The following is a 14,266-nucleotide window of genomic DNA, read 5'->3' as shown; positions in this document are numbered from 1 at the left end:
CGCAGTTTTAAAGCTGCGCTCTGTCAGGCACTTGACAGCATCGGCTATGATATCCGTTTTGATTTATCAGGCCGCACCTGGCCGCGCACTTGTACGTTCAAGGATCCTATGAGCAAGCCCACTGTCGACCCTACCTCGAATTCCAAGACTGGACCGGCCGTACCGGTCAACTTCCTGCGCCCGATCATCCAGGCGGACCTGGACTCGGGTAAGCACACACAGATCGTGACCCGCTTCCCTCCGGAGCCCAACGGTTACCTGCACATCGGTCACGCCAAGTCGATCTGCGTGAACTTCGGTCTGGCCCAGGAGTTCGGGGGTGTCACCCACCTGCGCTTCGACGACACCAACCCGGCCAAGGAAGACCAGGAGTACATCGACGCCATCGAAAGCGACGTCAAGTGGCTGGGTTTCGAATGGTCCGGTGAAGTGCGCTATGCCTCGCAATATTTCGACCAGTTGCACGACTGGGCCGTGGAACTGATCAAGGCAGGCAAAGCCTACGTCTGCGACCTGACCCCCGAGCAGGCCAAGGAATACCGCGGCAGCCTCACCGAGCCGGGCAAGAACAGCCCGTTCCGCGAGCGTTCGGTAGAAGAGAACCTGGACTGGTTCGCCCGCATGCGTGCCGGCGAATTCCCGGACGGTGCACGGGTACTGCGGGCCAAGATCGACATGGCCTCGCCGAACATGAACCTGCGCGACCCGATCATGTACCGCATCCGCCACGCCCATCACCACCAGACCGGTGACAAGTGGTGCATCTACCCCAACTACGACTTCACCCACGGTCAGTCGGATGCCATCGAAGGCATCACCCACTCGATCTGCACCCTGGAGTTCGAAAGCCACCGTCCGCTGTACGAGTGGTTCCTCGAGCACCTGCCAGTGCCGGCCAACCCGCGCCAGTACGAGTTCAGCCGCCTGAACCTGAACTACACCATCACCAGCAAGCGCAAGCTCAAGCAACTGGTGGATGAGAAGCACGTGAATGGTTGGGACGACCCGCGCATGTCGACCCTGTCGGGCTTCCGCCGCCGCGGCTACACCCCGGCATCGATCCGCAATTTCTGCGAGATGGTTGGCACCAACCGCTCCGACGGCGTGGTCGACTACGGCATGCTGGAATTCAGCATCCGCCAGGACCTCGACGCGAATGCCCCGCGCGCCATGTGCGTGCTGCGTCCGTTGAAAGTCGTGATCACCAACTATCCGGAAGACCAGGTCGAGAACCTCGAACTGCCGCGTCATCCGCAGAAAGAAGAACTTGGCGTGCGCAAGCTGCCATTCGCCCGTGAAATCTACATCGACCGTGACGACTTCATGGAAGAGCCGCCAAAAGGCTACAAGCGCCTGGAGCCGAACGGCGAAGTGCGCCTGCGCGGCAGCTACGTGATCCGTGCCGACGAAGCGATCAAGGATGCTGAGGGCAATATCGTCGAGCTGCGTTGCTCCTACGATCCGGACACCCTGGGCAAGAACCCTGAAGGCCGCAAGGTCAAGGGCGTGGTCCACTGGGTGCCGGCTGCGGCTAGCGTCGAGTGCGAAGTGCGTCTGTACGATCGTCTGTTCCGCTCTCCGAACCCGGAGAAGGCCGAAGACAGCGCGAGTTTCCTGGACAACATCAACCCTGACTCCCTGCAAGTGCTCACTGGTTGTCGTGCTGAACCCTCGCTGGGCAACGCACAGCCGGAAGACCGTTTCCAGTTCGAGCGCGAAGGCTACTTCTGCGCGGATATCAAGGACTCGAAACCAGGTGCTCCGGTATTCAACCGTACCGTGACCCTGCGCGACTCCTGGGGTCAGTGATTCAGTCAAGGAACTAACGTGCTAACGATCTACAACACGCTCACCAAGAGCAAAGAAGTCTTCAAGCCTCTGGATGGCAACAAGGTGCGCATGTACGTGTGCGGCATGACCGTGTACGACTACTGCCACCTGGGCCATGGCCGCAGCATGGTGGCCTTCGACCTGATTACCCGCTGGCTGCGTTTCAGCGGGTATGACCTGACGTATGTGCGCAACATCACCGACATCGAAGACAAGATCATCAACCGGGCCAAGGAGAACGGTGAGCCGTTCAATGTCCTGACCGAACGTATGATCACGGCGATGCACGAGGATGAAGCACGCCTCAACATCCTCAAGCCGGACATGGAGCCGCGTGCCACGGATCATATTCCGGGCATGCTGAAGATGATCCAGACCCTGATCGACAAGGGTTACGCTTATGCCCCGGGCAATGGCGACGTGTACTACCGCGTCGGCAAATTCATGGGCTACGGCAAGCTGTCGCGCAAGAAGATCGAAGACCTGCGCATCGGCGCGCGGATCGAAGTCGACGAGTCGAAGCAGGACCCACTGGACTTCGTTCTGTGGAAAGGCACCAAGCCGGGCGAGCCAAGCTGGCCATCGCCTTGGGGTGACGGTCGTCCGGGCTGGCACATCGAATGCTCGGTGATGTCCACCTGCTGCCTGGGCGAGACCTTCGACATTCATGGCGGCGGCAGCGACCTGGAGTTCCCGCACCACGAGAACGAGATTGCCCAGAGCGAGGCCGCCACCGGCAAGCCCTACGCCAACGCCTGGATGCACTGCGGCATGATCCGCATCAATGGCGAGAAGATGTCCAAGTCCTTGAACAACTTCTTCACCATTCGCGATGTGCTCGACAAGTACCATCCGGAAGTGGTGCGTTACCTGCTGGTGGCCAGCCACTACCGCAGCGCCATCAACTACTCGGAAGACAACCTCAAGGACGCCAAGGGCGCCCTGGAGCGTTTCTATCACGCACTCAAGGGCCTGCCGAAAGTGGCGCCGGCCGGTGGCGAGGCTTTTGTCGAACGTTTCACCCAGGTGATGAACGACGACTTCGGTACTCCGGAAGCCTGTGCCGTGTTGTTCGAGATGGTGCGCGAGATCAACCGCCTGCGTGAGAGCGATATCGATGCGGCGGCCGGTCTGGCGGCGCGCCTGAAAGAGCTGGCCAGCGTACTGGGTGTGCTGCAACTGGAAGCCGACGACTTCCTGCAAGCCGGTGCCGAAGGCCGGGTCGATGCGGCCGAAGTCGAGGCGCTGATCCAGGCTCGCCTGGCGGCCCGTGCCAACAAGGACTGGGCCGAGTCCGACCGGATCCGTGACCAGATCACCGCCATGGGCGTGATTCTGGAAGACGGCAAGGGCGGCACTACCTGGCGTCTGGCTGACTAGGCCTAGGTTCGCAGCAACAAGAAACCCGCCTGGTGCGGGTTTTTTGTTGCCCATTGCAAAGCTCAGGCTCGCTCAGGCCAGCGAGGCCAGGCGCTCTACGGTATCCGGGTAGCGTTCCACTAGGCGTATCAGGGTTGTGGCCTGGGCATTGGGGGTGGCGCGGCCCTGTTCCCAGTTTTCCAGGGTGCGGGTGTTGGTGCGCAGGTACATGGCGAATACCGAGCGCGAGAGGTTGAGTTGCTGGCGGATGTTCATCACCTCGGCGGCGGTGATGGGCGGCAGCTTGTCGAGCTTCACTTTATGGCTACGCAGGGTGATCTTGCCCTGACGTTCCTGGGTGAGGGCATCGACGCCTTCTAGCAGTTCGGAAAAGATGTCACGTTTGGTCATGTCTTCTGGCCTCGATTTCACGTTCCAGCAGTTGTTTGAGCTGTTGTCGCTGCTGCGGTAGCAGGTCGTCCATCTGCTCCTTGTCGAACAAGGTAAAGAGCCAGAACTGCGCTCCCCCGGACCACCAGTAATAAATCACCCTCAGCCCGCCACGCTTGCCGTTGTTGCGTCGCTCATCGACGAAACGCATCTTGCGCAAGCCGCCAGTGCCCTGAATCAGAACACCCGCGTGCGGGTGGCGCAGCAACTCGATCTGCAGTTCGCAGAACAACTCGTCGTCAAGGAAGTCCTTTCGGTATCGTGCAAATGCCGGTAGTTCAACAAACAGAGCATTCATTTCATACGCTTCCTGCGTATAGACTGGATGACGCTGCAGCTTTGGTCAAGGCCCGTTGAGCGCCGCGTTTGATCTGGCAACAGTCTATGCCCGCGGCAGTGGGCTGAATGTCGGACCGGGCCGACGTGACAGGAAGGGCGATTCCGAGTTTCGCTGGGAAGAGGGGAGGGCAGGGGCCTGAAATGCAAAACGGCACCCGAAGGTGCCGTTCTGTTTGTTGCGTTGAAACCTAAGTGATCAACCCGCCAGGCCGGAGTGCTGGACCAGGGTCAGCAGCGGCTGTGGGTATACGCCGAGGAAGAACGCCAGGACCGCGATGGCCAGCAGCATGACGCCACCGGCTTTTTGTTCCCAGTGCAGTTGGGCATCGACGCGACGCAGGTTCGGCTCGATCAGGTACAGGGTGACCATCACTCGCAGGTAGTAGAAGACGCCGATGGCGCTGCCCATTACCAGGGAACCGACCAGCCACCATTGGTGCGCTTCGACACCGGTAGCGATGATGTAGAACTTGCCGATGAAGCCCGCGGTCAGCGGAATACCGGCCAGCGACAGCATCATCACGGTGAGCACGGCGGTCAGGTACGGACGGCGCCAGAACAGGCCGCGGTACTCGTACAGGGCGTCGGCATCACGGCCTTTGTACGGCGAGGACATCAGGGTGATCACGCCGAAGGCGCCGAGGCTGGTGATCACGTAGGTGACCAGGTACACGCCGATGGCTTCCATGGCCAGACCCTTGCTTGCCACCAGGGCGATCAGCAGGTAACCGAAGTGGGCGATGGACGAGTAACCCAGCAGACGCTTGAGGTTGCTCTGGGTCAGCGCCAACAGGTTGCCCACCAGGATCGAGGCGATGGCGATCACGGTCAGCACGTTGCTCAGGACACCGCTGCTGGCCACTGGAGACAGCTGGAACAGACGCACCAGTACGGCGAACACTGCCACCTTGCTGGCGGTGGCCAGGAAGGCGGCGACCGGCGCCGGGGCGCCTTCGTAGACGTCCGGAGTCCACAGGTGGAATGGTACCAGCGACAGTTTGAAGGCCAGGCCGATCAGCATCATGCCCAGGCCCAGTTGCGCCAGCGGGCTTGGCAGCCCAGTGGCGGCCAGGGCCTGACCGATGCCGCTGAAGCTCAGGCTACCGGCTTCTGCGTAGAGCAAGGCCATGCCGAACAACAGGAAGCCCGAACCGGCGGCCGACAGCACCATGTACTTGATGCCGGCTTCCAGGGAGCGCTTGTTGAAGAAGGCATAGGCCACCAGGCCGTAGACCGGTACCGAAAGCAGCTCCAGTCCGATGAACAGGCCAGCCAGGTTCTGCGCGCTGACCAGTACCAGACCACCGGCGGCGGCCAGCAGGATCAGCAGGTACAGCTCTTCTCGGTTACCCGGGTAACCGCTGCTGCCGTCGCCCAGGTAGGCGTGGGCCAGGGTGACGCAGGCCAGGGTGGCCACCAGGATCAGGGCCATGTAGAGGCAGGCGAACTGGTCGATCTGCAACAGCGGGGTGACCGCCAGGGGTGCCACTTTCAGCACCGGGAAGATCGACAGCAATGCCAGGTTCAGACCGGCCACCGACAGCAGGAAGGTCTGGGCGTGGTTGCGCCGCCAGGCGATCGCCAACATCACCACCACAAGGGTGGCGCTGGTGATCAGCAGCGGCGCCAGGGCTATAAAGTGTTGAATCGTAAAGTCCATAGCGCTCTTACCGGGCCGAAGCGAGTTGAGTGAAGGCGGTGCTGAGCCATTGCTGCACACCATGCATGGTGGCGGCAGAGGTATCGAGGAACGGTTGCGGGTACACGCCGATGTAGATCAGCAGGACCGCCAGTCCCAGCACCATGATCAGTTCGCGAGCATCCATACCGTGCAGTACCGCGTCCGACTTGGACGGGCCGAAGTAGGCACGGTGGATCATGATCAGCGAGTAGACCGAGCCGAACACCAGGCCGGAAGTCGCGATCGCGGTGATCCATGGCGCACTGACGAAGGTGCCGATCAGGATCAGGAACTCGCCGACGAAGTTACCGGTGCCCGGCAGGCCTAGAGAAGCTGCTGCAAAGAACAGGCTGATGGCCGGCAGGTAGGCGATACGCGACCACAGGCCGCCCATTTCACGCATGTCGCGGGTATGGGTGCGCTCGTACAACTGGCCGCTGAGGATAAACAGCGCGGCTGCCGAAACACCGTGGGCCAGCATCTGGATCACCGCGCCCTGCAGGGCCTGCTGGCTGCCGGAGTAGATACCGATCAGCACGAAGCCCATGTGGGAAACGCTGGAGAAGGCGATCAGGCGCTTGATGTCGGTCTGGGCGAACGCCAGGAAGGCACCGTAGAAAATCCCGATCAGGCCCAGGGTCATGGCGATCGGTGCGAACTCGGCCGAGGCGTTGGGGAACAACGGCAGGGCAAAGCGCAGCAGGCCATAGGCCGCGGTCTTCAGCAGGATGCCCGCCAGGTCCACGGAACCGGCGGTCGGTGCCTGGGCGTGAGCGTCAGGCAGCCAGGAGTGGAACGGCACCACCGGCAGCTTCACCGCAAAGGCGATGAAGAAGCCGAGCATCAGGATGTACTCGGTGGCGGTGGACATCTTGGTCTTGAGCAACTGGGCGTAATCGAAAGTGATGACCCCGGTGTTGTTGAAGTTGACCAGCACCAGACCCAGGATCGCCACCAGCATGATCAGGCCGGAAGCCTGAGTGAAGATGAAGAACTTGGTCGCCGCGTAAATCCGGGTTTTCTTGCCGTCTGCCGAGCTGTGACCCCAGAGCGCGATGAGGAAGTACATCGGCACCAGCATCATTTCCCAGAAGAAGAAGAACATGAACAGGTCCAGCGCCAGGAACACGCCGACCACACCGCCCAGGATCCACATCAGGTTCAGGTGGAAGAAGCCCACGTGACGCTGGATCTCTTTCCAGGAGCAGAGTACCGAGAGGATACCCAGCAGGCCGGTCAGCAGGATCATCAACAGCGACAGGCCGTCCAGCGCCAGGTGCACGTTGATGCCGAAGCGCTCGATCCAGACATGCTTGAACTCGATGGCCCAAGTTGGATCGGCGCCAGGCGCCGGAGCAAATGAATAGTTACCGTGGGCCCACAGCCAGAGGCCGAGAGCGAGTTCCAGGGTCATGGTCAACAGCGCAATCCAGCGGGGGAGGGTGGCGCCGAAGCGCTCACCCAGCCAGCACAGCAGGCCGCCGATGAAGGGGATCAGGATTAGCCAAGGCAGAATCATGACGGGCTCAATTCCTTTCGCAAGTTCGCAAGGTTCATATCAGACCGCTACCAGCACAATGGCGCCGATGACCAGCACGGCACCGGCTGCCATCGAGGCGGCGTACCAACGCAGTTGACCGGTCTCGGTACGGCTCAGGGAGTTGTGACCCCCTTTGGCCATACGCGGGATCAAACCGATGGTCTGATCGAGCGGGTCCTTGCGCAGTACATGGCTGATGGCCAGGTATGGCTTGACGAACAGTTTGTCGTAGATCCAGTCGAAGCCCCAGGCGGCGAACCACCAGGCCGAGAGCAGACGCCCGATGCCGCTGTTGGCGATGGCGGTCACAACGCGACGCTTGCCAAGGAACAACAGGGCGGCCAGCAGGATACCGGCCAGGGCGATGGCGCCCGAGGCGATTTCCAGGCTGTGCTTGGCTTCGCCACCGGCATGACCGGCGCTCAGCGGCAGTACACCATGCAGGGGCGGAGTGATCATCGCGCCGATCCCGGTGGACAGCACGATCAGCACCACCAGCGGCAGCCAGTGGGAGATCCCGTGGCCGGCGTGGGCTTCGGTCTTGGCTTCACCGTGGAAGGTGATGAAGATCAGGCGGAAGGTGTACAGCGAGGTCATGAACGCACCCACCAGGCCGGCGTACAGCAGGCCGTGGTTGCCGCTGGCGAAGGCTTCCCAGAGGATCTCGTCCTTGGAGTAGAAGCCCGCGGTTACCAGAGGCAGGGCTGCCAGGGCTGCGCCACCAACGATGAAGCTGGCGTAGGCCAGAGGCAGTTTCTTCCACAGGCCGCCCATCTTGAAGATGTTCTGCTCGTGGTGGCAGGCAACGATCACCGCACCGGAAGCAAGGAACAGCAGGGCCTTGAAGAAGGCGTGGGTCATCAGGTGGAAGATCGCGCCGTCCCAGGCGCCAACGCCCAGGGCCAGGAACATGTAGCCGATCTGGCTCATGGTCGAGTAGGCGAGGATCCGCTTGATGTCGGTTTGCACCAGCGCGGCGAAGCCGGCCAGAACCAGAGTCACGCCGCCGACCAGGCCTACCAGGTGCAGGACTTCCGGCGCCAGGGTGAACAGGCCGTGGGTACGGGCGATCAGGTAGACACCAGCGGTCACCATGGTCGCGGCGTGGATCAGTGCCGAAACCGGGGTCGGACCGGCCATCGCGTCCGCCAGCCAGGTCTGCAGCGGCAGTTGCGCGGATTTACCCACGGCGCCGCCCAGCAGCATCAGGGTCGCCAGGGTGATCCAGAAGTCGCCGGCCTGGAACTTCTGCGGTGCCAGCACCAGCAGTTCCTGGACGTTCAGCGTGCCCACCTGTTGGAACAGGATGAACAGGCCGATGGCCATGAATACGTCGCCGATACGGGTGACGATAAAGGCCTTGAGTGCGGCGTTACCGTTGTTGCGGTTGCTGTAGTAGAAACCGATCAACAGATAGCTGCACAGGCCCACGCCTTCCCAACCGAAGTACAGGAACAACAGGTTATCGCCCAGCACCAGGAACAGCATGCTGGCGATAAACAGGTTGGTGTAGGCGAAGAAGCGCGAGTAGCCGGCTTCACCACGCATGTACCAGGACGCGAACAAGTGGATCAGGAAGCCCACGCCCACTACTACACCGAGCATGGTCACGGACAGACCATCCAGGTACAGGGCGAAGTTCGGTGCGAAACCGTCCACCGACATCCACTGCCACAGCACCTGGGTGTAGTGACCACCCGCGGGCGGCGCGACGTTGAATTGCCAGATCACGTAGGCGGCCACGATGGCCGACAGGCCAATGGAGCCGACGCCGATCAGGGCCGAGAGGTTTTCCGAGAGGCGTCCCCGGGAGAACGACAGCAACAGGAAACCGATCAGGGGGAATACGAAAGTCAGAAAGAGAAGGTTCATCCGCGCATCTCGCTGGCTGCATCGATATCGAGAGTGTGGAAGCGGCGGTACAGCTGCAGCAGGATCGCCAGGCCAATACTGGCCTCGGCGGCTGCCAGGCTGATCACCAGGATGAACATCACTTGTCCATCCGGTTGCGCCCAGCGGGCGCCCGCAACGATGAAGGCCAGTGCAGAGGCGTTCATCATCACTTCCAGGCTCATCAATACGAAGAGGATGTTACGGCGGACCATCAGGCCGACCAGACCGAGGCAGAACAGGATGCCGGCAACCGCCAGACCGTGCTCGAGAGGGATAACAGGCATGGTATTACTCCTTCGCCTCGTTGCGGCCCAAGTGGAACGCCGTGACGGCTGCGGCAAGCAGCAGCATCGAGGCGAGTTCGACCACCAGCAGGTAAGGACCGAACAGGCTGATGCCCACGGCCTTGGCGCTGACGGTGGTTTGACCGATACCGGCACCGCTCTGGTGGCTGAACAATACGTACAGCAGTTCAGCCAGCAGCAGCGCGGCGAGAATCACCGGGCCGATCCAGATGCCGGGCGTGAGCCAGATACGCTCTTGCTGAGCCGCGGCCGGGCCGAGGTTGAGCATCATCACCACGAACACGAACAGCACCATGATGGCGCCAGCATAGGCGATCACTTCCAGGGCGCCGGCGAACGGCGCGCCGAGGCTGAAGAAGGTCATGGCCACGGCGATCAACGAAATGATCAGGTAGAGCAGGGCGTGCACAGGGTTGGTGTTGGTGACCACGCGTAGCGTGGAAACAACGGCAACACCTGATGCGAAATAGAAAGCGAATTCCATCGTTCTTCCTTAAGGCAGCAAGCTCTTCACGTTGATCGGCTCGGCTTCATTCTGCGCGGAGCCTTTTGGCTTACCGGCAATGGCCATACCTGCAACACGATAGAAGTTGTAGTCAGGGTTCTTTCCGGGACCGGAGATCAGCAGATCCTCTTTCTCGTAAACCAGGTCCTGACGTTTGAACTCGGCCATCTCGAAATCCGGTGTCAGCTGGATTGCGGTGGTCGGGCAGGCTTCCTCGCAAAGACCGCAGAAAATGCAGCGCGAGAAGTTGATACGGAAGAAGTCCGGGTACCAGCGACCGTCTTCGGTTTCAGCTTTCTGCAGCGAGATGCAACCCACAGGGCAGGCCACGGCGCACAGGTTGCAGGCAACGCAACGTTCTTCGCCGTCGGGGTCGCGAGTCAGGACAATACGGCCACGGTAGCGTGGCGGCAGGTACACCGGCTCTTCGGGGTATTGCAGGGTGTCGCGTTTGCGGAAGCCGTGACCGAACACCATCACCAGGCTGCGCAACTGGGTACCAGTACCCTTAACGATGTCGCCAATATATTTGAACATGGGTCAAATCCTCACTGAACCGCGCCCGCTGGCGTGTTCAACAACACAAGCGCTGCGGTCACCAGCAAATTGATCAGGGTCAGCGGCAGGCAGAATTTCCAGCTGAAGTCCATCACCTGGTCATAACGCGGGCGCGGGATAGAGGCGCGCAGCAGGATGAACAGCATGATGAAGAACGCGGTCTTCAGGGCGAACCAGACGAAGGACAGTTGCGGCAGGATGCCGAACGGACCGTGCCAGCCACCGAAGAACAGGGTGACCAGCAGTGCCGAGATCAGGATGATGCCGATGTACTCGCCAACGAAGAACATGCCCCATTTCATACCGGCGTATTCAATGTGGTAACCGTCGGCCAGTTCCTGTTCCGCTTCCGGCTGGTCGAAGGGGTGACGGTGAGTCACGGCCACGCCAGCGATGAAGAACGTACAGAAGCCGAAGAACTGCGGAATGATGAACCACAGGTTCTGCGCCTGGTACTCGACGATGTCGCGCATGTTGAACGAACCGACCTGAGCCACGATGCCCATCAGCGCCAGGCCCATGAACACTTCGTAGGACACGGTCTGGGCCGAGGCACGCAAGCTGCCCAGCAGGGCGAACTTGTTGTTACTCGACCAGCCGGCGAACAGCACCGCGTAGACCGAAAGACCGGCCATGGCGAAGAAGAACAGCAGGCCGATGTTCAGGTCCGCGACGCCCCAGGTCGGGGTGATCGGGATGATCGCAAAGGCGATCAGCAAGGCGCTCATGGCGACCACCGGTGCCAGGGTGAAGATCACCTTGTCGGCAAACGGTGGAGTCCAGTCTTCCTTGAAGAACATCTTCAGCATGTCGGCGGCGATCTGGAACATACCGAACGGGCCAACGCGGTTCGGACCGTAACGGTCCTGCCACCAGCCCAGCAGGCGACGTTCGACGAAGCTCAACAGCGCACCGGCGACCACCACGGCCAGCAGGATCACGATGGCTTTGACGACCGTCAGGATCACGTCGATCACTTCAGGGGTAAACCAACTCATTGCGCCGCCTCCTGCAGACCGTCAACGGATTTGCCAAAGAACGCCGGAGGAATCCCCGCCAGGCCGGCAGGCAGGCCCACCAGGCCAGCACCCAGCTCTTCGTTGATGCGCAGTGGCAGACGCAGGGTCTGGCCGGCTACGTTCACTGTGAGCAAGGCACCGTCGTTGACACCCAGGCGATCGGCTTCGGACTTGGCCAGGGCCACGTAGGCCGCCGGAATGCGTTCCTGCACTGGAGCGGCTTTTGAAGAGTTCTCTTCGCTGCCGAACAGATGGTAGAACGGCACCGCTTGCCAAGTACCCTGAGCCGGGGAGAAGGCCCGCGGCACGCTGGCGAACCAGTTGAGGCGGTCGCCCTGGCTTTCGATCAGGCGGGTACCCGGGTCGCCGGCACGCAGGTGGCCGCCGACTTCGTCCTGGAACTTGTTCCAGGCTTGCGGCGAGTTCCAGCCCGGCGACCAGGCGAACGGCACTTGCGAGCGCGGTTCGGCGGAGCCCGAGTAACCTTCCATGGAGTAGGCGAAGGCAGTATCCGGGTCTTGCGAAGTACGCGGTTCGTGCACGCTCTGGTTGGCGCGCATGGCGGTACGGCCACTGTAGCGCAGCGGTTCGCGAGCCAGTTTCAGGCCCTTGATGCGGAACGCGGCGGATGGCGCGGCGTCAACGATGCCGGCCAGTTGCGGGGTGCTCGCGGCGCAGGCAGCGGTCACGTGGTCCAGCTGGGTCCAGTCCACCGGCTGGTTCAGCAAGGTACTGCGCAGGGCATGCAGCCAGCGCCAGCCTTCGTGAACCATGATGCTGGCGTCCAGGTAGGTCGGATCGAAGACCTGGAAGAAGCGCTGGGCGCGGCCTTCCTGGCTGATCAGGGTGCCGTCGCCTTCGGCGAAGCTGGCCGCCGACAGCACCAGGTGTGCATGCTCGAGGGTTGCAGTCTGTTGATGATCGGCAACGATCACCACCTTCGCTGCATTAAGCGCGGCATCCACCTTGGCTGCGTCGGTGCGGGTGTACAGGTCGTTTTCCAGCACCACGATGGCGTCGGCCTTACCGTCGATCACCGCCTGCAGGGCCGCGTCCACGGATTCGCCACCGAGCATGGCCAGGCCGAGGCTGTTGGCCTCTGGCACGATCAGGCTGATGGAGCCGGCTTTCTCGCGCAGCTTCAAGGCTTTGGCAATGTTCGCCGCTGCTTCGATCAGTGCCTTGGAACCCAGGGAGGTACCGGCAATGATCAGTGGCCGCTTGGCCGCCAGCAGAGCATCGGCGATGCGTTTGGCCAGTTCCAGGGCTTCGCTGTCCAGGCCTTCTACGGCCGGGGCACTGGCGTCGATGGCGTGGGCCACGGCGAAACCGATGCGCGCCAGGTCGTCCGGAGCGGCGTGTACACACTCCTCGGCCACGTCGTCGAGCTTGGTTTCAGCGAGGCTGGCAATGAACAGCGGGTTCAGCGCGTGCTGGCCGATGTTCTTCACCGCAGCGTCGAGCCAAGGCTGGACGCGCATGGCATCGGCCATTTCCTCGGCCTTGCCCTTGACCGACTGGCGCAGGGCCAGGGCCATGCGTGCGGCGGTCTGGGTCAGGTCTTCGCCGAGGACAAAGATGGCATCGTGGTCTTCGATGTCGCGCAGGTTCGGAACCGGCAGCGGGCTGTCGTTCAGAACCTGCAGAACCAGGCGGATGCGCTCCAGTTCAGAAGCTTCGATACCGCTGTAGAAGTGCTCGGCACCTACCAGCTCACGCAGGGCGTAGTTGCTTTCCAGGCTGGCGCGAGGCGAGCCGATACCGACGATGTTGCGACCGCGCAGCAGGTCGGCGGCCTGGTCCAGAGCCTGGTCCAGGGTCAGCTTGGTGCCGTCGGCCAGGCGTGGCTGGCGTGGACGGTCCTTGCGGTTGACGTAGCCATAACCGAAACGGCCACGGTCGCACAGGAAGTACTGGTTCACCGAACCGTTGTAGCGGTTCTCGATGCGCCGCAGCTCGCCGTAGCGCTCGCCCGGGGAGATGTTGCAACCGCTGGAGCAGCCATGGCAGATGCTCGGCGAGAACTGCATGTCCCACTTGCGGTTGTAGCGCTCGGAGTGAGTCTTGTCGGTGAACACACCGGTCGGGCAGACCTCGGTGAGGTTGCCGGAGAACTCGCTTTCCAGGGTGCCGTCTTCAACGCGACCGAAGTACACGTTGTCGTGGGCGCCGTAGACGCCCAGGTCGGTACCGCCGGCGTAGTCCTTGTAGAAGCGTACGCAGCGGTAGCAGGCGATGCAGCGGTTCATCTCGTGGGAAATGAACGGGCCGAGGTCCTGATTCTGGTGGGTGCGCTTGGTGAAGCGGTAACGGCGCTCGTTGTGGCCGGTCATCACCGTCATGTCTTGCAGGTGGCAGTGACCGCCTTCCTCACAGACCGGGCAGTCGTGGGGGTGGTTGGTCATCAGCCACTCGACAACACTGGCGCGGAAGGCCTTGGATTCTTCATCGTCGATGGAGATCCAGGTGTTGTCGGTGGCTGGGGTCATGCAGGACATGACGATACGACCACGGGTGTCGTTCTCGTCGGTGTACTGCTTGACCGCGCACTGGCGACAGGCACCGACGCTACCGAGAGCGGGGTGCCAGCAGAAATAAGGGATGTCGAGGCCTAGTGACAGACAAGCCTGTAACAGGTTGTCCGCCCCATCGACTTCGAGCGCTTTGCCGTCTACGTGGATAGTGGCCATGGTTCAAAGTTCTTCGTTGGCCCGGTGTCAGCGGGCGTGGCTAATGGAATCTTGTTATGCGTGCGAATCAACACAGCCGTTCACGGCGTCATCGCAC

12 protein-coding genes are annotated in these 14,266 nt (G+C 61.7%); 2 read left to right on the top strand and 10 right to left on the bottom strand.

Going from position 1 to position 14,266, the window contains the following annotated elements; all coding sequences use genetic code 11:
* Positions 1-108: 108 nt before the first annotated feature.
* Both FW796_RS18570 and cysS read left to right on the top strand, forming a co-directional pair.
* Positions 109-1,809, top strand: a complete 1,701-nt coding sequence (locus FW796_RS18570) for a glutamine--tRNA ligase/YqeY domain fusion protein (protein WP_346635094.1) — start codon at positions 109-111, stop codon at positions 1,807-1,809.
* 18 nt (positions 1,810-1,827) lie between these two features.
* Positions 1,828-3,210, top strand: coding sequence for a cysteine--tRNA ligase (cysS, locus tag FW796_RS18565; protein WP_092313045.1), 1,383 nt, complete (start codon positions 1,828-1,830; stop codon positions 3,208-3,210).
* A 72-nt stretch (positions 3,211-3,282) separates the two neighbouring features.
* On the opposite strand, the gene FW796_RS18560 is transcribed toward cysS, so the two are convergent.
* The 10 genes from FW796_RS18560 to nuoG all read right to left on the bottom strand — a co-directional run bounded on the left by FW796_RS18560 (position 3,283) and on the right by nuoG (position 14,169).
* Positions 3,283-3,600: a helix-turn-helix domain-containing protein gene (locus FW796_RS18560; RefSeq protein WP_346635093.1), complete on the bottom strand. Its 318-nt coding sequence runs from the start codon at positions 3,598-3,600 to the stop codon at positions 3,283-3,285.
* Complete coding sequence (locus tag FW796_RS18555) at positions 3,587-3,937, bottom strand: toxin (RefSeq protein ID WP_446439738.1); 351 nt, start codon at positions 3,935-3,937, stop codon at positions 3,587-3,589. Before FW796_RS18555 ends, FW796_RS18560 begins: the two co-directional genes overlap by 14 nt.
* A 237-nt stretch (positions 3,938-4,174) precedes the next feature.
* On the bottom strand, positions 4,175-5,638 hold the full coding sequence (gene nuoN / locus FW796_RS18550; protein ID WP_015636299.1) for an NADH-quinone oxidoreductase subunit NuoN: 1,464 nt from the start codon (positions 5,636-5,638) through the stop codon (positions 4,175-4,177).
* 7 nt (positions 5,639-5,645) lie between these two features.
* A complete protein-coding gene (nuoM, locus tag FW796_RS18545; protein ID WP_011062195.1) occupies positions 5,646-7,178 on the bottom strand; it encodes an NADH-quinone oxidoreductase subunit M in 1,533 nt (510 codons plus the stop codon).
* Positions 7,179-7,217: 39 nt separating this feature from the next.
* Positions 7,218-9,071: an NADH-quinone oxidoreductase subunit L gene (gene nuoL, locus FW796_RS18540; protein ID WP_253164798.1), complete on the bottom strand. Its 1,854-nt coding sequence runs from the start codon at positions 9,069-9,071 to the stop codon at positions 7,218-7,220.
* Positions 9,068-9,376 (bottom strand): NADH-quinone oxidoreductase subunit NuoK, encoded by a 309-nt coding sequence (gene nuoK, locus FW796_RS18535; RefSeq protein ID WP_077934490.1) that lies wholly within the window; start codon positions 9,374-9,376, stop codon positions 9,068-9,070. Before nuoK ends, nuoL begins: the two co-directional genes overlap by 4 nt.
* 4 nt (positions 9,377-9,380) lie before the next feature.
* Entirely contained in the window at positions 9,381-9,881 is a 501-nt protein-coding gene (gene nuoJ, locus FW796_RS18530; RefSeq protein ID WP_011062192.1) for an NADH-quinone oxidoreductase subunit J, read from the bottom strand.
* A 9-nt stretch (positions 9,882-9,890) separates the two neighbouring features.
* Complete coding sequence (gene nuoI, locus FW796_RS18525; RefSeq protein ID WP_003223795.1) at positions 9,891-10,439, bottom strand: NADH-quinone oxidoreductase subunit NuoI; 549 nt, start codon at positions 10,437-10,439, stop codon at positions 9,891-9,893.
* An 11-nt stretch (positions 10,440-10,450) separates the two neighbouring features.
* The gene (gene nuoH / locus FW796_RS18520) at positions 10,451-11,458 is read right to left on the bottom strand and encodes an NADH-quinone oxidoreductase subunit NuoH (RefSeq protein ID WP_346635091.1); all 1,008 of its coding nucleotides are present in this window, start codon (positions 11,456-11,458) and stop codon (positions 10,451-10,453) included.
* The gene (nuoG, locus tag FW796_RS18515; RefSeq protein WP_446439737.1) at positions 11,455-14,169 is read right to left on the bottom strand and encodes an NADH-quinone oxidoreductase subunit NuoG; all 2,715 of its coding nucleotides are present in this window, start codon (positions 14,167-14,169) and stop codon (positions 11,455-11,457) included. Before nuoG ends, nuoH begins: the two co-directional genes overlap by 4 nt.
* Positions 14,170-14,266 lie beyond the last annotated feature (97 nt).

The sequence above is a fragment of the Pseudomonas sp. 910_21 genome, from assembly GCF_052850735.1.
The sequence above is the reverse complement of the archived record's forward strand: the minus strand, read 5'-3'. Positions and strand labels throughout refer to the sequence as shown.

Bases quoted from the DNA above. Each gene is read 5' to 3' on its own strand.
- nuoJ (WP_011062192.1), bottom strand. From the start codon at position 9,881: ATGGAATTCGCTTTCTATTTCGCATCAGGTGTTGCCGTTGTTTCCACG.
- nuoK (WP_077934490.1), bottom strand. From the start codon at position 9,376: ATGCCTGTTATCCCTCTCGAGCACGGTCTGGCGGTTGCCGGCATCCTG.
- FW796_RS18555 (WP_446439738.1), bottom strand. From the start codon at position 3,937: ATGAATGCTCTGTTTGTTGAACTACCGGCATTTGCACGATACCGAAAG.
- nuoI (WP_003223795.1), bottom strand. From the start codon at position 10,439: ATGTTCAAATATATTGGCGACATCGTTAAGGGTACTGGTACCCAGTTG.
- FW796_RS18570 (WP_346635094.1), top strand. From the start codon at position 109: ATGAGCAAGCCCACTGTCGACCCTACCTCGAATTCCAAGACTGGACCG.
- nuoG (WP_446439737.1), bottom strand. From the start codon at position 14,169: ATGGCCACTATCCACGTAGACGGCAAAGCGCTCGAAGTCGATGGGGCG.
- nuoH (WP_346635091.1), bottom strand. From the start codon at position 11,458: ATGAGTTGGTTTACCCCTGAAGTGATCGACGTGATCCTGACGGTCGTC.
- nuoL (WP_253164798.1), bottom strand. From the start codon at position 9,071: ATGAACCTTCTCTTTCTGACTTTCGTATTCCCCCTGATCGGTTTCCTG.
- FW796_RS18560 (WP_346635093.1), bottom strand. From the start codon at position 3,600: ATGACCAAACGTGACATCTTTTCCGAACTGCTAGAAGGCGTCGATGCC.
- nuoM (WP_011062195.1), bottom strand. From the start codon at position 7,178: ATGATTCTGCCTTGGCTAATCCTGATCCCCTTCATCGGCGGCCTGCTG.
- nuoN (WP_015636299.1), bottom strand. From the start codon at position 5,638: ATGGACTTTACGATTCAACACTTTATAGCCCTGGCGCCGCTGCTGATC.